Raw genomic sequence first — 20,727 nt, 5'->3', positions numbered from 1 at the left:
AGAGCGAAGGCGAAAACTAGAGCGGAGGTGTAAACAAACTTTTTCATAATAGTAGGATTTTGGTATTGTTATTTCGTATTGACAAGACAAACATACGACACAGAACACATGTGAACGACAAAATGCATATATATTTAACAATAAATTAACAAATAGAATGATCAAGCGGGGTTAAAGATGATCATAAATCGCGCTAAAATAATTTTATAACTATCATGATATCAGCATTATAATTACTAAATAAACAGTTAAACGAGTTGACGAGTGTATTTCATCGATGAAAGTTCATTGTGTCGGTGAAGTACAAGTAATGAATAATGCTTTAGTAAATTTGTTTCATCACAGGGCCTGTTTCTTTAGAGAAATCCTTTCTATTATATGTAATATCAAATCTTGGATCTGAAACGTAGGGCATACGTTTAAGCATCGTGACTTCAATGGTTATAAAATCAAATTCTGAAACTACCTTACCTGTAATTTTATAAATACCTTTTCCACTAAAGGGATACCTTTTAGCTACAGGCGGAAAATGAACTGTATCTACCCAGTAGCCTTTATAATCTAGAAAAGTTCCAAAGTACATTCGATCTCCTTTTGAAGTGCGTGTATTTTTAGCTGTGACTAAATATCCATAGATAATAATTTGTTCATTGATATAATTAGCTAAATCATCTGCTGCAAGTGTTGAAGAGATTGATTTTTCCAGTAGAATAAAAGGATATTGAAGTGTAAAGTGTAATAATTCTAATTGATCAAAAGCTTCTTCTAAGGGAGTAATATTAAAAGCAGGTAATGAAACTTTTTTAGAACCTAGCTTAAATAATTTTTGTTGGTTGTTATTTGTATAGCTGATATGATGAGATCGATAAGCTTCCCATAACAAAGTGCGTTTGTCTTTTCCAAAACTTCTCATTGCATCAATACGTATTAGCAGATCAAGTTGGTCTATGCTAAGTGAAACGCGTTCCATAAAATCATCCATAGAGATGAATGATTTAAAGATTCGTGCATTTACTATAGCGATCATATTTCGCTTTTCTAATCCTTGAATGTGTTGAAATCCCAGGTAAATGTCTTTTCCTGTAATAGTGGTTTCAATATTACTTTTTTCAATACACGGTGGGTGAATTGTAGCGCCGTGTTTTTTTGCTTCATGAATGTAGGTGTCAACCCTATAAAATCCACCTCCATTATTTATGGTAGCTACCATATACTCTAATGGATAATAACATTTTAGAAAAAGACTTTGATAGGATTCAACAGCATATGATGCAGAGTGTCCTTTAGCAAAAGCATATCCTGCAAAACTTTCAATTTGTCTCCATACTTCAAAGATTACTGTATCAGGTTCGCCGTTTTTTCTACAGTTGGAAATGAATTTATTTTTTACTGTTTGAAACTCTTCCCGCGATCTGTATTTACCGCTCATTCCTCTTCGTAAAACATCTGCTTCTCCAAGATCGAGATTAGCATAATGATGAGCTACTTTTATAACGTCTTCTTGATACACCATTACGCCATAGGTATCTGGCATTATATTCCATAAAACCGGATGAGCTTTTTTTCTTCGTTCAGGATATTTATGTCGTAAAATATATTCGCGCATCATTCCGCTCTTTGCGACTCCGGGGCGTATGATAGAGCTTGCTGCTACTAATGATAAATAGTTATTTACACCAAGTTTTTTTAACAACATGCGCATTGCCGGAGATTCTACATAAAAGCATCCAATACATTCAGCTTTGGAGATCATCTTGTTAATCCTTTTATCGGTAAAAAAAGGCTTTGCATAATGAATGTCTGGCAGAGTTACATCGGGATGGTTTTTTTTGATAATAGCGATAGCATCTTTAATTTTTCCCAAACCGCGTTGGCCTAAAATATCAAATTTATAGAGTCCTATATCTTCAGCAATGTGCATATCAAATTGCACCGTAGGGAATCCCTTAGGAGGTAGGTTTGTAGCAGAAAAATAATGAATTGGTTTTTCTGAAATTAGAATACCCGCTGCATGAATGCTTATATAATTTGGTTTTCCGTTCAAGTGCGTGGCATACTTCAATACTAATTTAGATAGCTCATCCAGTGTATTCAAATTGTATTTTCCATCACTTAATTTATCAATCTCATGTTTAGGTAGTCCAAATACTTTCCCTAATTCTCTAACAGCTCCACTGTGTTTGAACGTTACGTAGGCTCCTAACAAAGCAGCATGATAGTTCGTTCCAAAGGTCTCAAAAATGTATTTGGTGACATCTTCACGATCCCAGGTTGAAAAGTCAATATCAAAATCTGGCGGACTTGAACGATAAAGGTTCATAAATCGTTCAAAATATAGATCAAGCTCAATGGGGTCTACATCTGTGATTCCTAATAAATATGCCACGATACTGTTTGCACCACTCCCTCTTCCTACGTGGTAGAAATCTTTTTCTTTTGCATAGCAAATAATTTTCCAGTTGATTAAGAAAAAACTTACATAATCCTGTTGTTTAATCAGTAAAAGTTCTTTTTTAAGGCGTTCTTGAATTTCTATAGTAATTTCATCGTATCGTACAGGCAATTGTTGCTGGCATAACTTTACAAGGGTTGAATAATCAGCTTCAGGCGAACCAAATACAGTTTTTAAGTTTTGATTTTTTCGACGTGGACCAAAATCAAAGTGAATTGTGCAATCCTGTAGAAGCTTTTCAGTATTTTTTATAATTCCAGGGTAATCAGCAAAATTTCCGCATAAATCATTTATAGGAATCATTTTATGAGTTGGAGATCCTTGTTCTTCCTTTGGAAGCTTACTCAATAACACATTTTTATCTATTGCCCTAAGTAAGCGATGAATATTATATTCCTTCTTGTTTCTAAAGCTAACGGTATGTAGTATAACTAGTTTTTCTTTATATAAACTTAGCTTAGAAAACCGAAGCTTATTAATATCTTCGATACGTATACCGATGTATTCATTTGTAGAGAAATAGTTCTTTTCATAGGTCAACACTTGTTCAAAAGGATAAATGACATGACAATATTTAAAATAGGGTGCTTGAGCGGGAAACTCTTTTTTGTGGTGTAAATGATCTGATAGAAATTGATTTAGTTCTAAGAAACCTTCGTTATTTTTTGCCAAGCAAACGTATAGTTGCTGATTTTGATTTCTAACGTCAATACCGACACCAGGAATAATATTATTTTTTTGAGCTATTCGAACAAAATTCAAACATCCTGATGTGTTATTAATATCAGTTAAGATAAACTGCTTTAGTCCTTGTTGCAGGGCAAGTTGTATTAGGTCATCTTCTGCAATTGTCCCATAACGTAAACTATAATACGAGTGATTATTAAGAAACATATCTGCTTATTGATGTCTATGCGCAAGTACAATTGGCGGTTCACCGTTGAATGGATTGGTAAAATTACCTATGGTTTTAGCGCCTTTACCAATGGTAGCAGCTCTTGTGATACTTCGATCTCCAAACCGTATTCGTATATCATCCATCGCCCGGTATAAGTTCACCGTTTTTTTCTCATCATCGAATAAATTAATTTGATACGTGCCTGCTGTCAATGCGCTATAGCGAACACCTACCAGTCTAATGAGCATCCTACGCTCATAAAGCCGCTCAAATAACTCTATTACTTTTGGGATTAGATGATGGTCAGCAGAGGTGTAGGGGATTTTGAGCTGTTTTGAATAGGTTTGAAAATCAGAATACCTGATTTTTACGGTAATACATGAAGTTAATTTCCCACCGCGTCTTAATTGAAATGCTAAATTTTCGGCCATCGCTATAAGGGTAGTTTTGAGCATGGTAAGATCAATCGTATCTTGGCCATAAGTACGCTCACTTGAGATAGATTTACGTTCATGATATTGAGTCAATGGACTGTGATCAATACCCTGTGCCCGCTGCCAGATAATTTGTCCATTTTTTCCAAACACAACCTGCATCATTTCAAGAGGCATTTGTTGTACTGTATTAACTGTTTTTATCCCCATGTTACATAATGTTCTAAATGTTTTTTCGCCTACCATGGGAATCTTCTTAACAGAAAGCGGTGCTAGAAAAGCCTTTTCAAATCCGGCATCAATTTTTATTTGATTGTTTGGTTTTGCTTCATTTGTCGCAACTTTTGAAACTGTTTTATTGATCGATAATCCAAAAGAGATAGGCAATCCAGAATCCTTAATAATTTTAGTCCTGAGTTCTGATGCAAATTTGTAACAACCAAAAAAGCGATCCATACCGGTAAGATCTGCATAGAATTCATCTACACTAGACTTTTCTAGTACGGGGACATGGCTTTGAAGGATTTCGGTTACTTGTTTAGAGAATTTTGTATAAGTTCCTGCATTTCCCCTAATGTAAATTGCATCAGGACAAATCTCACGCGCCATTTTCATAGGCATCCCAGAATGTACCCCATACGCACGTGTTTCATAACTTGCTGCACTCACAACGCCGCGGTCCCCTGTCCCGCCAACAATGACAGGTTTATTATTTAGCCTGCTATCAAGCAATCGTTCACAGGATACAAAAAAAGTATCTAAGTCTAGATGGAGAATAGTTCTTAACATATTATGGAATAAAAACAAAATTATGGATTTATTCCATTTAAAATCCAATAGAGGGATATTTTTTAGTTAAATTTAAATAGGGCTTCAATTATCAACTGCTATGTACTATTCAAGTATTTATACGTGAGTTTTAGATTTTTATAGAAAACTCAATACATTACATATAAAAAGTATCTCTATTTTAATGTAGGAGACATAAAAAAACCCCACTTAAAATAAGTGAGGTTCATATAGCATAAAAAATTGTCTTAGAATGAGTAACTCAGTCCAATCAACCAATAGCTTTGTATTTCATTATCTATGGAGTCAAATGTAGGTTGTTCAAAATCAGCAGGAGGAGGATCAGATACAGCCGCAAGTGCCTGAGCTCTTTCAAAAGCCAGTGTTTCTTGTGAATTGTCTCTTAGACCCAATTCAAACCCAAGCCCAATTCCTTTCCAAAAAGTGTAGTTTAATGTGTTTATCCACGTCCAATTAGATAAATCAGAATCCTCATAGCTTTGAAAAGTAGAAAAATTACTTTTTAGATTGAGCTTTCCAATTTTACGAGTATAATCTGCAACTATTTTGGCACCTAATGATGATTGAAATATTTCGTCATTATCAGCAAAAACAAAGTTATAGTTTAGAGGATGAGCAACGATGATTAAATTTGTAATAGGTTTCCATGTGGCCCCGATCCCTACATCCAAATAACCAGGATTATTTGTATTATCTAAAAGTGTTGTTCTATATTCTGCCAATGCAGAAGCAAACAATTTCTTAGTAATGGTTCTACCATATAATGTTGAAATATTAAAGACATCTGTAGCTTCTCTGTAACTATCATCGTCTGTATCATCGTCTTCATCATCAAACTTTAACCATTGAAGGTTGGTATTAGCAGTGTTATTCCAAAAGAACTTTTCTTGTTTTAGATTCGCAAAAGCATTTAAAGTGATAGCGATGTTGCCAGAAGATACATTAGGAGTACCTTGAGAATACCAATTATTAAATTGAGAAATATTACCCCCTATAACTCCAAAAGCTCCAATACGCCATCCCGGAAGATTATCGATTTGAGCTTGTAATGCGTCTACTTCATTTTGTAATTCAGAAATACTATCTTTTTTAGGCTTCATTTGAGCTCTTAATTCTTCTGCGGTTTGCGCTGAAGATATGCCTACCATGGTAAGCAGACATACGATCGTCATTATTTTTTTCATGAGTAATTAGTATTAGTTAGTATATAAAAATAGAAATCCTATTTTAAACTAACGAACAATCTAACCTGAAATTACTTTATGGGCTAACTGCGTTTTTTCTTATACAGCGGAACAGCAGAACATGCTTCACCAAACATGATGCTTTTGGCAAAAGGCTGTAACTTCTGTAAAAGTAAGAGATACGCATTTTGAGGCACGGGTTTATAGGCGCAACCTTTAATGATGACAGGTTGATCAAGGAGTTCAGAGAAATCAAGAGAATCAATTAGTTCAGTATATAAGATAGTTTCTAATTGAACCAGATCCCCTACGATTGTCTTTTTTGCAATGCCATGTAAATGACTAGAGAGTAGAATATAAGCCCATGTCGGAATGATTGCATCTGTAGAACAATGTAAGGCAACATATGCATCCTTGTATTGTTGCCAATCACGAGTGTTGGCCTTTGCTCTAAACTCTTTTTCTTTTAAGATAAGACCTTCATATAACCAATCAGAGATATCGATCGGAATACGTTTTCCTACAGGATAAAAATCTTCCAAATCTACAGTCACGAGTTTGCTCTGGGCGACTCTATTGATGATCTCTCCTTCTGCCATCTTAGAGCATTCCTAATTCTAATTTGGCTTCTTCGCTCATCAAATCCTTGGTCCAAGGCGGATCAAAGGTAATTTCAACTTCACAGTCTTTCACCATATCCAGCGATTTGACCTTTTCTTCTACCTCAAGCGGAAGTGTTTCTGCCACCGGGCAGTTAGGCGTAGTCAACGTCATTAAAATCTTAGTGTCATAATCTTCATTCACAAAAACATCATAGATTAGACCTAATTCGTAGATATCTACAGGAATCTCGGGATCGTAAATGGTTTTAAGAACGCGAACGATTTTTTCTCCTAATTCTTCGGTATTTATTTCTGTGCTCATATTAATTTAATTGAGTTTGATAGGCAATCGCATACATTTTAAGTTGCTTAATCATGCTTACCAATCCATTTGCCCGGGTTGGTGATAGATGTTCTTTCAAACCGATTTCATCAATAAACGAGGTGTCAGCTTCAATAATATCCTTAGGATATTGGTTAGAGAAGGCTCTTATCAGAATAGCGATAATCCCTTTCGTAATAATCGCATCACTATCAGCGGTAAATTTCACTTTTTTGTCATCCATTTCGGCATGTACCCATACCTTGCTTTGGCAACCCTTGATGATGTTATCTTCAGTTTTGTACTTGGGATCGATCAAAGGTAGCGACTTTCCTAAGTCAATCATATATTCATAGCGTTGCATCCAATCATCAAACATGGCAAACTCCTCTACGATTTCCTCCTGCTTCTCTTTAATCTCACTCATAGGTTGCTTTTAAAAGAATATTATTTTCATCATCATACAACATAAAAATACGATCTTTTACGCTAAAACTTCTGGCGGAAGCTAACGCACTAAAAAAATCTTTTTCGTTATCCATTTTACCTTCGCACCACATTTCGGTAGCTATAGGATAGTTAAATTTGATCGTATTTCCTGAAAGTGTATAAGGAGCCGAAAATGTATTACAGCCCGCAAATCCAAACGCCTTATTTTCTTTGACGTTAAACTGAAATTTTGGGTGATCTCTTTGCACTGTGCGATCTAAAACTTCTATTACGGTCATTTTTTCTTCAGGAGCGAGATACACTTGCTTCCCGGGTCTGTTTCCGCAGGAAAAGAAAAATAATAAACCTATGGCTATTAATACTGGTCGTATCATGAAAGCATCATTTTTGCCTTATTCACTGCTTTAATAAAAAGGTCAATCTCTTCTTTTGTGTTATAGAATGAAAAGGAGGCCCTGATTGTTCCTGGGACATGGTAGTAATCCATAATGGGCTGTGCACAGTGGTGACCTGTTCGCACCGCAATGCCCAATTTATCCATAATTGTTCCCATATCATAGGGGTGGACACCATGTATATTAAAAGAGATCACGGCAGTTTTTTGTTTTGAAGTGCCTATAATTTTGACTCCGTCAATTTCCAATAATTTATCAGTCGCATAGTGAAGCAATTTCTCTTCATAGGCAGCGATTTGATCAAAGCCAATTCCATTCATATAGTCCAGAGCAGCTCCAAAAGCTATTCCACCACAAATATTTGGTGTTCCAGCTTCAAATTTATGAGGCAATCCTGCGTACGTTGTCTTTTCAAAACTCACCTGGTCGATCATCTCCCCACCACCTTGATAGGGTGGAAGCTTTGTTAACCACTCTTCTTTTCCATACAGCATGCCTACTCCCGTGGGACCACATACTTTGTGTGCAGACATGGTATAAAAGTCAACGTCTAATGCCTGTACATCTGCTTTTATATGAGGTGCTGCTTGCGCACCGTCAATCAATACAGCAGCACCAACTTCATGAGCTTTTTTGATAATCTTTTCAATCGGGTTAATGGTTCCTAAGGCGTTAGAAACATGATTCACCACAACAAGTTTTGTACGATCTGAAAGCAATTTGGCATACTCCTCAAAAGAGAGTTCTCCTAAGGATGTCATAGGGATCACCTTGAGCTCAGCACCTGTTTTTTCACAGAGCATTTGCCAGGGGACGATATTAGAGTGATGCTCTAAAGCAGACACAATGATCTCATCACCTTTTTCTAACATTGTGCTAAATCCACTAGCTACTAAATTGATACTGTGCGTAGTGCCAGAGGTCAATATAATTTCGTGTACGTGAGCTGCATTAAAATGGGCTCTTATGGTTTCACGTGCTTGTTCATACTTATCTGTGGCTACTTGCGATAAGTAATGAACTCCACGATGAATGTTTGCATTATAATTGGAATAATAATTCACAATCACATCAATGACCTGCTGCGGAGTTTGAGAAGTGGCCGCATTATCAAAATAGACCAAGGGATTTCCATTGATCTCACGCTGTAGAATAGGGAAGTCTTTCCTGATTTTTTCTACATCAAATGATATTTCTGCGGTTTTTGTGTTCATAGGATTAAAGGTTAAACCCAAGATTCACGTTTAACTTCATGGCGATAAGCTTAGTTATCCTCTTTTTCATCTCAGGAATTCGAACACTTTCCAATACATTATTCGCAAAAGCGTACATTAATAATGCTCTGGCCTCTTTAGCAGGAATTCCGCGAGAACGCATATAAAATAATGCCTCATCATCCAATTGTCCAATGGTACAACCATGACTGCATTTTACATCATCTGCAAAAATCTCTAATTGGGGTTTAGTGTTTATGGTAGCTTTGTCATTCACCACAATATTATTATTGCTTTGAAATGCATTGGTTTTTTGCGCCTCTTTTTCTACAAGTACTCTACCGTTAAATACACCAACAGCACGCTCATCATATATTCCCTTATAATCCTGATGACTTTCGCAATTAGGTTCAATGTGATGCACTAAGGTATGGTGATCAACATGTTGTTTACCTTCAATAATGGTCACACCTTTTAAGGTTGAATTGATATGTTCTCCTCGCTGATAAAAATTGAGGTTATTTCTGGTTAATTTCCCACCAAAAGAAAAGGTATGTACGCTACAATTGCTTTGACCTTTCTGCTCAATAAATGTGTGATCAATTAGAGATGCATTAAGGTGATCATTTTGAATTTTATAATAATCGACAACCGCACTTTTATCTGCAAAAATTTCTGTCACTACATTGGTCAACACCGAGTTAGACGTTAAACTTTGATGGCGTTCAATGATCTGCACCTGTGAATTCTCGCCTACCACAACTAAATTTCTAGGTTGAACGAGTAGACTGGCCTCACTACCGGTACTAAAACTAACAATTTGAATGGGCTTTTCTACGATAGTATTCTTTGGAACAAAAACATATGCCCCTTCTTGAGAAAAAGCTGTATTCAACGACGTCATTCCATCTTTTGCTACTATCTTATTGAAATAATTCTCAATCACAGATTTGTACTGAGGCTTATTTAGAGCCGATGACATGGTACATACATCAAACCTATCGTGCGTTGTTTGAGAGAGGTAAGAAGAGTACTTTCCGTCAATAAAGACTACTTTGTAGGTGTCAATATCATCGACAAAAAACCGCTTTACCGCACTGTATTCTAGCGCATTCTCTACTTTAGGAAAAATGGTGAAATCCTCTTTAATTAAAGAGTTGAGCGAAGTGTATTTCCAATCCTCCAGTTTTTTGGTAGGAAAACCTTCTTCTTCAAAATGCTTTATAGCCTCAGACCTGAGCTCATGTATATCGACATTAGTGTCGATCTGCTCTTCAAAGGCCATAAAGGATGATATCAATTTATCTTTTAATTCCATTTAATTGTTTCATGTTTGATGTTAAAAGTTTCAAGTGTTTTATTCCTTAAATTTTAACCCTTTAAAATCTTTCTTATTCAAATACTGTATAAAAGAGGAAATCCTTTTACTTAAAACTTCATACTCATTTACGAGATTTTGTAAATCTCCTTCATCAATATATTCTGAATCGTAAATTCGATATATTTGAGATCTCGCTTCACCTGCCGAACCTTTAGCAAAAGAAAGAAATTGTCTAAATTCTTTATTCCCATCTCTCTCGAAACCTTCAGCTATATTATCCATTACAGATCCTGAGGATCCCTTTATTTGATCTTTTAGTTTATAGTCTATCTTTAGGTCTGTGTTTTTTGATATATCAATTATTCTTTTAGAGAGTCTTCTAGCTTCCTTCCAAATATCTAAATCTTCAAATTTCTTTACAGTAGCCATGATATTATATTATTCAAACCTGAAACCAAAAACCAAACCTAAAACTTAAAACCTGAAACCAAAAACTACAAACTACTTACTTCCTGCTTAATCCAGTCGTACCCTTTTTCTTCCAATTCTAGAGCAAGATCTTTGGTGCCGGATTTCACAATTTTACCATCGTATAAAACATGTACGTAATCTGGAACGATATATTCTAATAGACGTTGGTAATGCGTAATAACAACAACAGCATTATCTTCACTACGTAATTTATTGACTCCGTTAGCTACGATTCGTAGAGCATCTATATCAAGACCAGAATCAGTTTCATCTAAAATAGCAAGCTTAGGTTCTAACATGGCCATTTGAAATATTTCGTTTCTTTTTTTCTCCCCACCAGAAAATCCCTCATTAAGCGATCTGGATAAAAACTTACGGTCAATCTCTAATAATTCAGATTTTTCTCTAATTAGCTTAAGCATTTGATTAGCCTTCATTTCTTCTTGACCATTTGCTTTTCTCGTTTCGTTAATGGCGGTTTTAATAAAGTTTGTTACCGAAACACCGGGAATCTCAATAGGATATTGAAACGAAAGAAAAATACCTTTATGTGCTCTTTCTTCAGCATCCATTTCAGAAATGTCCTCACCTTCAAAAAGCATTTCACCTTTAGTAAGATCGTATTCCTCTCTACCAGCAATGACAGAAGCCAACGTACTTTTACCAGAACCGTTTGGCCCCATAATCGCATGAACTTCTCCCTTATTGACTTCAAGATTGATGCCTCGCAGGATCTTTTTACTCTCAATGTTAGCGTGTATATTTTTAATCTTCAGCATAGCTGTATTTCTTAGTTTTTCTTGTTTGATGATAATTTAACGGCATCCTCTTTTTTAGGAGGAGATACCTTAATAATCTCTTTTATGGTGACTAATTCTTTCCAACCTTCGGCATTTTTGCTGCTATCTACTTTTCCTCTAATAACAACAGGAACCATATCCATTTCTTCGCGCTTTAAACGCTTTGTTTTTTCATTGAGTTCTTTGGCAAGACTGTCTATCACCACTCCATAGATAAATGATTTTCCCATGAGTACAGCGGCCTCATCGGTGTAAAAAAACTCACCAGAAATCACTTTGATAGAATCTTGAACAACTTCCTTATTTTCTTCGGAAGCTTTTTCAGGCTGCTGAGCATTTTCTTTACAACTAAGCACCATTAGAACAATTAAACCAGCGAAAACAATCGTTTTCATCTTACTGAAGCTTTTTTGCGACGGGTAAATGTTTTTTCTCATGTTGAATAATAACGTTAGCTTTCGTTTCATCTACAAAGGCTTCAAACTGTTTAATGGATTCTTCGGTTTCCGGAATATCATAATTGAATTGAGGCACAATGCGTTTTTCTCTGTTTTCTATAAAATGATACATGTCTCCAGCAAGAATTACAGGTCCTGCTTGAGGTAATTCAAGATAAAGTACTTGGTGACCAGGGGTGTGACCGGGCATAGATTTTATGATGACCGTACCGTCTTCAAACAAATCCAGATCACCACTAATTTGTTTTACGTTGTTGAGTTTAGAGAAACTATCTGGCGCATAGAAGGAATTGCCCTTAATGCTGTCTCCCTTAGCAAAGGTATACTCTGATTCCTGAACGATCCATTGCGCATTCTCAAAATGATTTGCTGCACCGGTATGATCGAAATGTATGTGAGAAAAAGCGATGTGATCAATATCTTCTATCGCTAATCCTTTTGCGTTTAATTGATTTTTGATTGAATCTTTACGAGAAATCGTAAATGCACCACCTTCAGGTGTAACGTCTCCCTGACCTACAAGACCTTCAGGCAATCCGGTATCCCAAATTAAGGTGCCTTTTGGGTGTTCAATTACGTAAAATGCATCGGCTAATGCTTTACGCTGTCCTTTGTAGGTGTCCCCTTGTGCAAACAAATTGAGGTTATTAGCCATGATGCTTCCGCCATCAAAGGTATGAAGCTTTATGGCTACTTTCTCTTCAGCAACTTGTTCTTTGGTTCCTTGAGTAGCTTCTTTAGTCTCATTTTTACAGCTGATTACCAGCGTCGAAAAAATAGCCAGTAGTATTAGAATTCTCATAAGTATATGGATGAATTTTCGATGATGTATTATCCTACGCTGCCTTCAAGGCTTATTTCCAATAATTTTTGTGCCTCTACAGCGAATTCCATGGGGAGTTTATTCAAGACTTCTTTACTAAAACCATTTACGATAAGCGCGATGGCTTTTTCAGTATCAATTCCGCGTTGGTTGCAATAAAAAATTTGATCTTCACCAATCTTACTCGTTGTTGCCTCATGCTCAATTTGTGCAGTACTGTTTTTAGCTTCGATATAAGGAAATGTGTGAGCACCACATTTGTTTCCCATCAACAGGCTATCACACTGCGAAAAGTTACGGGCATTTTCTGCTCTGGAGTTCACTTGAACTAAGCCGCGATAACTGTTTTGAGATTTACCCGCAGAAATTCCTTTAGAAATAATTGTACTCCGCGTATTTTTTCCTAAATGAACCATTTTAGTGCCTGTGTCAGCCTGCTGATAATTATTGGTAACCGCGATAGAATAAAACTCGCCAATTGAATTGTCCCCTTTTAAAATACAACTGGGGTATTTCCAGGTTATAGCGCTTCCGGTTTCTACCTGTGTCCAGGATATTTTAGCATTTTTCTCGCATAATCCACGCTTGGTCACAAAATTGTAGACTCCGCCTTTTCCTTCTTCATTTCCTGGATACCAGTTCTGAACGGTTGAATATTTAATTTCGGCATCATCCATGGCAATCAATTCTACCACTGCGGCATGTAATTGATTTTCGTCGCGACTAGGTGCGGTACAACCTTCTAAGTAACTCACATAACTACCCTCATCTGCTATCACCAAGGTGCGTTCAAACTGACCTGTACCCGCTTGATTAATTCTAAAATAAGTAGATAATTCCATTGGGCATTTTACGCCTTTTGGAATATAACAGAAAGAACCATCACTAAATACTGCCGAATTTAACGCCGCGTAAAAGTTGTCTTTTTGTGATACAACAGAACCAATGTATTTTTTGACCAGTTCTGGGTGTTCCTGAATAGCTTCAGAAATAGAACAGAAAATAATTCCTTTTTCGTTCAAGGTTTTTTTAAAGGTAGTGGCTACAGAGACTGAGTCAACCACCACATCCATAGCAACACCCGTAAGCTTTTTTTGCTCATCTAATGAAATGCCTAATTTCTCGAACGTTTTTAATAGTTCTGGATCAACTTCATCAAGGCTTTCATACTTAGCTTGTTTTGATGGAGCAGAGTAATATGAAATTGCTTGAAAATCTGGTTTAGTGTAATGCACATTTGGCCATTCTGGCTCAATCATCTTTTTCCAGCCTCGAAAAGCTTCTAATCGCCATTCTGTCATCCATTCAGGCTCATTTTTTTTAGCTGAAATACCACGTACCACATCTTCATTTAATCCAACTGGAAAAGTATCCGACTCAATATCTGTGTAGAAACCGTATTCATATTCCTTGGTTTCTAATTCTTTTTTTAAATCATCTTCGGTATATGCCATGCTTATCGATTCAATATTGTTTATTCAAAATTCAATGATTGTATTTTGAACCTTTAAATTCACTTGTTGACAGATATTTCATGAATCCGCCAATTTTTGAGCTTAATAATTTTGCTTGTGATTTGAGTTTGTCGAACTCATCCTCTGTAATAAAATTTCTATCCTTTACGCGATACAGTTGTGATCTTGTTTCGCCACAAGACGCTTTGGCAATAGATAAAAATTGAATGAACTCTTTATTGCCATTTCGCTCAAAGCCTTCAGCGATATTATCCATAACTGATCCAGATGATCTATCAATTTGCTGTGCTAATTTGTAATTTTTTTTCAGAGGAGTATTTTCGATTATTGTATAAATATTACTGCATAGCGAACGTGCATCTTGCCATATTCCTAAGTCTTCAAACTCTTTTATCGTTGCCATTGCCTTAATCCTAAATATTAAATTTTGAATCTTAAATTTCTATAACGAAAAACTCTCCCCGCAACCGCAGGTGCGTTGCGCATTAGGATTGTTAAATACAAATCCTTTGCCATTCAATCCACCTGAAAATTCAAGCGTAGTTCCGACCAGGTATAGAAAGCTTTTTTTATCCACGGCGATCTTTACGTCATTGTCTTCAAAGACTTTATCAGTCTCTAAGGTATTGTCATCAAATTTGAGTTGATAGGTAAGACCAGAACAACCCCCACTTTGAACCCCTACCCGAACATAATCTTTAGCAACATCAAATCCCTCTTCGCTCATTAAGACCGAAAGCTTTTGCTTTGCTTGTTCACTAACCTTAATCATATTCATTCTAAATTACGTGCAAATATACCACATCGTAATGGCTTTACAATGCGTGGTAACATTATTCTAACTTATCTTCACATAGGACTTGGCTATGCGATTTTAGGCTGGGAATTAGTTTGGATTTTGATAGGACGGATTACTGACAAAACCCTCATCAGTTAGGGACAATAAAAATGCTTTTAGATCTTCTTTTTGTTGGGGTGTGAGTTGAACTCCGCCCTGAGCGATACTTTTCATTAAGGGATCAATCGTTTCAGAAAACTGTAGTCCCTCACTATAATGATCAATAACTTCTTCTAAGGTTTCAAAACGCCCATCATGCATGTAAGGGGCAGTGTAGGCTAAATTACGTAAGCTGGGAGATTTAAAAAGGCCAAACTGAGAAGGATCTCCGGTTATCCCACCTAGTCCCAAATCATCAAACGCTTCGTCCAATCCATTGTTATGAAATTGATTATCTGTCCAGAGCGGATTATTTGGATTTCCATGGCAATGAAAACAGTCGCCTTTTTCTTCATTCATAAAAATTTCCAGTCCGCTTAATTCTTGAGGAGTCAGCTCAACTTCTTCACGCAAATACTGATCAAATCTAGAGTCGCCTGAAACTAGCGTACGAATAAATTGTGCAATGGCTTTAGAAACTGCAGTAGAATCAATGCGATTAATGGCAAAGGCCTGTTCAAAGAGTTGAGGGTATTCATCATCTGCATTCAGCTCATTTTCAACGGCTTCCCAGGTGTGATCCATTTCAATGGGATTGGTGACCGGTTCGAATATTTGCTCTTCTAAGGTGACGGCACTTCCGTCCCAGTTAAATCTATTGGAGATGTTCCACGCCAGATTCATTAACGGCATCGAATTTCTGATCCCTTTTTCCTCGTCCAGACCGTCACTAAAGCGTTTTGAATCTGAAAAAGCGTTTTGCGGACTGTGACAATCTGCACATGCAAGCGTATTGTCACGTGAAAGAATAGGATCAAAAAAGAGCTTTCGGCCCAAGGTAATGCCTTCTTGAGTTAAAGGGTTTTCCTGCGGAATGACAGGCGGAGGCAATAAACTTTGAAAGGTCGTAGGGAGCTCAATCGTTACCGGAATAGGTTTATATTGCTCCTCTCTTTCCGAAGAACAAGAACATAAACATAAAAAAAACAGTATGCCAAGGATTAGCTTCATTATTCTACCGATACTGAAAAAACGCTCTGGGCATTGTCCTGCATCATTTTTTGCGCGGTATAATTGGGCATGAGTTGCGTATCTAACTCATTGAGATTCCACGTATGCGGATTTTTAAACCATTCTGCTATATCCATATTGATCGTGATCATCGCCGAATTTTCTCCAATTTCAATATCATCAAATGAAAATGGCACAAAATTCTGCTCAAAGACTCCATCGCTAACTCTTGCAGTGCCATTATGAAAATTAAACGGACTGGGCTCTATGTTTACGTTATATGAACCATCCATCTGTAAAAAGTGATATCCCCCACCAAGCATCTCTGGCCAGTTCCAGGAAACGATGTTGAGATTTTCATACTCACCATCAATATTATCTTCTTCACTAAAGCCATAGATAAAGGAAAGCTTATAGGTGCCGGGAGGAACAGTAAAACCAAGTGAAGGGGAGGTGCGAGTTGTTTCTGAAATATCTCTTAAGAAAAATCCAGCCCCAGATTGGTAGCTTTGTCCAGTTTCATTGTTAGTAAGAACCATGTTCGAGATTAAATACCTTAATCCGTCAAGTTGAAGATTATCACCGTTTTCATTAGTAAAAACTGTTGCATTGAGATCTGTAAATGTTACTGGTGATTTGTCCCAACTCTCTGAAAAAGTAATCCCTACGCCCTTATTAGAAGTTTTATCATCATCATTATCACAACTCCAAAGTGTCATGCTTACCACGAGTAATACGATTATCTTTTTCATCTATTTGTATTTTACGAGTAAGATGTCCTTTCCTCCTTTATTTACAGCAATATCTCCGTCTGTACTTTCAGTTGATCCTACCACATACAAGACGTTATTTTCAGTAAAGGTAAACGCATTAAAAAAATCCAGTCCTGAACCTCCGATAGTCTCTTGCCAGATCACATTCCCTTCTAGCTCTAGCATCAAGATCCAGGCATCGTTTTGCCCATTATTCACAATTCCATCTATATCTTCGCTTCTGGTATTCCCGGCGATAAATAGATTAGTTGGGCTAGCGATAATTGATTGAGCTGAGTCGAACCCTGTGCCGCCATATGTGTATTCATTTAATAGCGTTCCTTCCTGATCTATTTGAACTAACCAAGCATCGGCATTTTCGCCATTAGAATTGCTAATGTCACCGTCATTGCTTCGGGTAACGCCAATAAGCATCATGTCGCCATTGGGTAGCATAGTAATTGCTTTCCCCTGATCAATAGCTGAGCCACCGTATGTATTTTCCCATAATTTGTTTCCTGCTTGATCGACAGCAACCACCCAATATTCATAGCTCCCATTGGTTTGAGAGATATCAAAATCTTCACTTTCAGTATGACCCATGAGGATAAAATTACCGCTCTGATTTTCGACTACATCATAACTCTGATCGTTATTGGTACCTCCAAAATACCTTCGCCATTCAAGCTCACCTTTTATATTGAGCTTTATTCCCCAAAATTCTCCGATCCCATGTTCGGCAGATTTTATAGAAGTTATTTTACCATCTTCATTGCCCTGTCCACCGCTTGCTGTTACATCAAAATAGCCGGTTAAAAAGTAACCCCCATCTTTAGTTTGAATAAGTGCCTGACCACGATCGCTTCCATCAAACCCAAAGGTTTTTTGCCATTGAATTGTTCCGTTAAGATCTGTTTTTACCATCCAGTAATCGTAAAAGCCGTTGTTTATGTTCACATCACCATCAAAAGTTGTTGGATTATCATCTCCGCTTCGTGTAGAACCTATCATAGCAAAGCCACCATCATTGGTGAGAATGAGGTCACTGGCTTCATCATTCTGACTACCACCATAAAATTGTGACCATATCAAATTTCCTTCAGCATCAATTCGCATTAATACAAAGTCCTTATCATTTCCAGTTCTGCCGGCAAAATCTCCATCTGTGCTTCTTGTGTTGCCTAATACGGCTAATCCGCCATCTGGTAAGTGTATTACTGAAGTTGCTTCATCTTCATCGCTACCGCCAAAAGTTTTGACCCAGTCCAACTCTTGTGAAAACGGCACAATAGTATTTGTAGTATCTCCAGTTGTGGATTCATCTTCTTCACAACCTGCAACAAAAATTACCAGAATGATATGGAGAAGATATTTTTTCATTACTGAATAATTAATTTTTGAGATGTATCACCATTAACTTGAACGATATAAATTCCTGAAGCTAAGGCAGAGATATCGATTTGTTCTGCTACACCAGATAATTGATTAAACTCGGCTACATTTTTTCCTAACACTGAAAAGATTTTAATGGTTTGAAGGTCTGTGTGATCAGATGTGATAGTAACTTTTGAAACGGCTGGGTTAGGATAAATTGTAAAATTAGACGTTTGAGGTTCTTTGACTGACAAAGGACTACTACTATCCCTTACTAAATAGAATCCTGTATTGATATCACTGATAACAATATTACCGCTATCAAAAAAGGGATAGATGTTCCAGACTCCATCAAAACCAGCCCCGTCAGAAGAAGGATAAGAATCGAAGAAACCTATTTCTTGTAAATTGCCATTTTCAATATCACTAATATCAATAACGCGCATCCCTGCCCTGTAGTTGGAAAGATAATATTTATCCCCAACAACATATCCATTATGATCTACTGCCGGAGAAGGACCGAAGTATTCTGAGCTTAAAAACGGATCATCAAGATCACTCACATCGAATATAAGGGTTCGAGTATTAAAGCCAAAACTCAATTCATCAATTTCATCTCCAACGATAAAATAGCGCTGATCCTCGGTAAACCATCCTTGATGCGTATAGCCTGTATTTCCATATCCTAACCCGCTGATTCTCGAAGGATTATTTTTATTTGTAACGTCAACAATGACTAACTCATCTTCGTTGCTTCCAAGATATAGTTCCTTGTTTTGATGATCGGGATCAGGACCAGAGTAGGTAATGACTTGTGCATCATGGGTATATCCATCATTTGAGTATCCGCCAGCAGCTTGTGGATTCGTAGGAAATTGAATATCGACAAAATGAGCGCCACCAGAGAAAGTATTTGTTCCAACCCCGTATGCATAGCCAGTACTTTCATTTATGACGATATTATGTGCGCTGCCAAATCCATCGTAATGACCATCTTCTGTAAAAACTACAGGAGGATTTGTTACATTTCTTAAACGCGTTAAATCAAATACCTGCATACCATGATCAAAGGCCTCACTTACAACAAACACGTGATTTAAATACGTTTTTGCGTCCCTCCATGTACTGGAAGAAGTATGGGTGGGTAATTTACCCAGATACACAGGATTAATTGGATCGCTTATATCAATAAATGCCGTCCCGTTAGTAAGGCACATGATCGCATACTCTTTTCCATCTAATGGATCTGTCCATCCCCAATTATCATTCGCTTCAAAGGCATCCAGCTCATTGAGGTCAATAGCAGAGAGTAAATCATATCCATCACACGGATATTGTCCTGCAAGACCATTGTCACAAGGTGTTTGCGCTTGTATAATAAAACTAAAAGAGAATGTAAAAAAGAGAATAAAATTTTTCATAAGGTTTGATCGCTAAAGAAGTACCTTTGCAAGATATAACTAATGATTGGTAGTTTTAAATTTAGGCATGTTAAAATCAAAAGAATACACTAGTACAAGTCTCTCACAATTAGGGGAATTCGGATTAATAGATCACCTTACTCAACACATAAAACTAACTCAAAAATCTACCATTAAAGGTGTTGGTGATGATGCTGCTGTACTAGAGGTCAAAGATCAGCAGATGGTCCTTACCACGGATTTACTGATCGAGGGAGTTCACTTTGACTTATCCTATATGCCTTTAAAGCATCTGGGATACAAAGCTGTCATGGTAAACCTTTCTGATGTGTACGCCATGAATGCGCAAGCTTCTCAACTCACCATCTCTATTGCGGTATCTAATCGATTTCCGTTAGAGGCAATTGAAGAATTGTATGCAGGTATTTATCTTGCTGCAAATACCTATGGCGTTGATGTAGTGGGGGGAGACACCACCTCTTCTACGAGTGGGTTATTGCTTAGCATTACGGCTGTTGGTCACGCTGTCGCGGAAGACATTGTCTATAGAAGTGGCGCTAAACCTACCGATTTGTTAGTCGTAACAGGCGACCTAGGGGCAGCTTATATGGGCTTACAAATTTTAGAGCGCGAAAAAGAAGTGTTTAAAGTCAATCCTCAAAATCAACCTGATCTTGATCCCTATGCCTATTTGATTGAACGCCAGCTAAAGCCCGAAGCGCGTAAAGATGTCATTGAGCTCTTTAAAAAAATGGAGATCGTACCCACCAGTATGATTGATGTGAGTGACGGCTTATCCTCAGAAATTATGCATTTGTGTAAGGCGTCTAAGGTTGGGGCAAAGTTATATGAAGAAAAAATCCCATTAGATCCTGCCATGATCAACGTTTGCGAAGAATTTAAGCTGGATAGTACAACGATTACGTTGAGCGGAGGCGAAGATTACGAATTGCTCTTTACGCTTGATCAAAAGGATTATGACGCGATCAAAGGCAATCCCAATTTCACGGTAATCGGTCATATGACCGAAGAAAAAGAAGGCGCTCACTTAATCACCAGAGCCAACCAACAAATTAAACTGGAAGACAGGGGCTGGAACTCCTTTGAAGAATAAAATTAGACT

At 37.1% G+C, this 20,727-nt stretch carries 21 protein-coding genes; 1 reads left to right on the top strand and 20 read right to left on the bottom strand.

Features of this window, described 5'->3' with window-relative positions:
• Positions 1-322: 322 nt before the first annotated feature.
• The 20 genes from ABD000_RS03755 to ABD000_RS03660 all read right to left on the bottom strand — a co-directional run bounded on the left by ABD000_RS03755 (position 323) and on the right by ABD000_RS03660 (position 19,604).
• A complete protein-coding gene (locus ABD000_RS03755) occupies positions 323-3,346 on the bottom strand; it encodes a DNA polymerase III subunit alpha (RefSeq protein ID WP_343763987.1) in 3,024 nt (1,007 codons plus the stop codon).
• Between the two features lie 6 nt (positions 3,347-3,352).
• Positions 3,353-4,573, bottom strand: a complete 1,221-nt coding sequence (gene dinB, locus ABD000_RS03750; protein WP_343763984.1) for a DNA polymerase IV — start codon at positions 4,571-4,573, stop codon at positions 3,353-3,355.
• Positions 4,574-4,821: 248 nt separating this feature from the next.
• Complete coding sequence (locus ABD000_RS03745; RefSeq protein ID WP_343763982.1) at positions 4,822-5,778, bottom strand: DUF3078 domain-containing protein; 957 nt, start codon at positions 5,776-5,778, stop codon at positions 4,822-4,824.
• A gap of 83 nt (positions 5,779-5,861) precedes the next feature.
• On the bottom strand, positions 5,862-6,377 hold the full coding sequence (locus ABD000_RS03740) for a DUF2480 family protein (RefSeq protein WP_343763980.1): 516 nt from the start codon (positions 6,375-6,377) through the stop codon (positions 5,862-5,864).
• Between the two features lies 1 nt (position 6,378).
• The gene (locus ABD000_RS03735) at positions 6,379-6,702 is read right to left on the bottom strand and encodes a DUF59 domain-containing protein (RefSeq protein ID WP_343763977.1); all 324 of its coding nucleotides are present in this window, start codon (positions 6,700-6,702) and stop codon (positions 6,379-6,381) included.
• Between the two features lies 1 nt (position 6,703).
• Positions 6,704-7,129: a SufE family protein gene (locus tag ABD000_RS03730; RefSeq protein ID WP_343763975.1), complete on the bottom strand. Its 426-nt coding sequence runs from the start codon at positions 7,127-7,129 to the stop codon at positions 6,704-6,706.
• Positions 7,122-7,526 carry an META domain-containing protein gene (locus tag ABD000_RS03725; RefSeq protein ID WP_343763973.1) on the bottom strand — a complete coding sequence of 135 codons (405 nt, stop codon included), beginning with the start codon at positions 7,524-7,526 and terminating at the stop codon, positions 7,122-7,124. The genes ABD000_RS03730 and ABD000_RS03725 overlap by 8 nt, the downstream gene beginning before the upstream one ends.
• Entirely contained in the window at positions 7,523-8,761 is a 1,239-nt protein-coding gene (locus tag ABD000_RS03720; protein ID WP_343763971.1) for an aminotransferase class V-fold PLP-dependent enzyme, read from the bottom strand. Before ABD000_RS03720 ends, ABD000_RS03725 begins: the two co-directional genes overlap by 4 nt.
• A 4-nt stretch (positions 8,762-8,765) precedes the next feature.
• On the bottom strand, positions 8,766-10,079 hold the full coding sequence (gene sufD, locus ABD000_RS03715) for a Fe-S cluster assembly protein SufD (protein WP_343763969.1): 1,314 nt from the start codon (positions 10,077-10,079) through the stop codon (positions 8,766-8,768).
• Positions 10,080-10,118: 39 nt separating this feature from the next.
• On the bottom strand, positions 10,119-10,511 hold the full coding sequence (locus tag ABD000_RS03710; protein WP_343763966.1) for a four helix bundle protein: 393 nt from the start codon (positions 10,509-10,511) through the stop codon (positions 10,119-10,121).
• A gap of 65 nt (positions 10,512-10,576) precedes the next feature.
• The gene (gene sufC, locus ABD000_RS03705) at positions 10,577-11,332 is read right to left on the bottom strand and encodes a Fe-S cluster assembly ATPase SufC (protein ID WP_343763964.1); all 756 of its coding nucleotides are present in this window, start codon (positions 11,330-11,332) and stop codon (positions 10,577-10,579) included.
• 11 nt (positions 11,333-11,343) lie between these two features.
• On the bottom strand, positions 11,344-11,748 hold the full coding sequence (locus tag ABD000_RS03700) for a hypothetical protein (RefSeq protein WP_343763961.1): 405 nt from the start codon (positions 11,746-11,748) through the stop codon (positions 11,344-11,346).
• A 1-nt stretch (position 11,749) separates the two neighbouring features.
• On the bottom strand, positions 11,750-12,613 hold the full coding sequence (locus tag ABD000_RS03695; protein WP_343763959.1) for an N-acyl homoserine lactonase family protein: 864 nt from the start codon (positions 12,611-12,613) through the stop codon (positions 11,750-11,752).
• A gap of 29 nt (positions 12,614-12,642) precedes the next feature.
• On the bottom strand, positions 12,643-14,088 hold the full coding sequence (gene sufB, locus ABD000_RS03690; RefSeq protein WP_343763957.1) for a Fe-S cluster assembly protein SufB: 1,446 nt from the start codon (positions 14,086-14,088) through the stop codon (positions 12,643-12,645).
• A 31-nt stretch (positions 14,089-14,119) separates the two neighbouring features.
• On the bottom strand, positions 14,120-14,512 hold the full coding sequence (locus tag ABD000_RS03685; protein WP_343763955.1) for a four helix bundle protein: 393 nt from the start codon (positions 14,510-14,512) through the stop codon (positions 14,120-14,122).
• Positions 14,513-14,551: 39 nt separating this feature from the next.
• A complete protein-coding gene (locus ABD000_RS03680; protein ID WP_343764030.1) occupies positions 14,552-14,881 on the bottom strand; it encodes a HesB/IscA family protein in 330 nt (109 codons plus the stop codon).
• 114 nt (positions 14,882-14,995) lie between these two features.
• Positions 14,996-16,057, bottom strand: a complete 1,062-nt coding sequence (locus tag ABD000_RS03675) for a cytochrome-c peroxidase (RefSeq protein ID WP_343763953.1) — start codon at positions 16,055-16,057, stop codon at positions 14,996-14,998.
• On the bottom strand, positions 16,057-16,809 hold the full coding sequence (locus tag ABD000_RS03670; protein ID WP_343763950.1) for an MbnP family protein: 753 nt from the start codon (positions 16,807-16,809) through the stop codon (positions 16,057-16,059). Before ABD000_RS03670 ends, ABD000_RS03675 begins: the two co-directional genes overlap by 1 nt.
• On the bottom strand, positions 16,810-18,189 hold the full coding sequence (locus ABD000_RS03665; RefSeq protein ID WP_343763948.1) for a hypothetical protein: 1,380 nt from the start codon (positions 18,187-18,189) through the stop codon (positions 16,810-16,812).
• Entirely contained in the window at positions 18,189-19,604 is a 1,416-nt protein-coding gene (locus ABD000_RS03660) for a choice-of-anchor B family protein (RefSeq protein WP_343763946.1), read from the bottom strand. Before ABD000_RS03660 ends, ABD000_RS03665 begins: the two co-directional genes overlap by 1 nt.
• Before the next feature lie 67 nt (positions 19,605-19,671).
• On the opposite strand from ABD000_RS03660, the gene thiL reads away from it, so the two are divergent.
• Positions 19,672-20,718: a thiamine-phosphate kinase gene (gene thiL, locus ABD000_RS03655; RefSeq protein ID WP_343763944.1), complete on the top strand. Its 1,047-nt coding sequence runs from the start codon at positions 19,672-19,674 to the stop codon at positions 20,716-20,718.
• Positions 20,719-20,727 lie beyond the last annotated feature (9 nt).

Source organism: Gangjinia marincola, from assembly GCF_039523415.1.
Classification (GTDB): domain Bacteria; phylum Bacteroidota; class Bacteroidia; order Flavobacteriales; family Flavobacteriaceae; genus Gangjinia; species Gangjinia marincola.
This window is presented reverse-complemented; position numbering and strand designations above follow the sequence as displayed.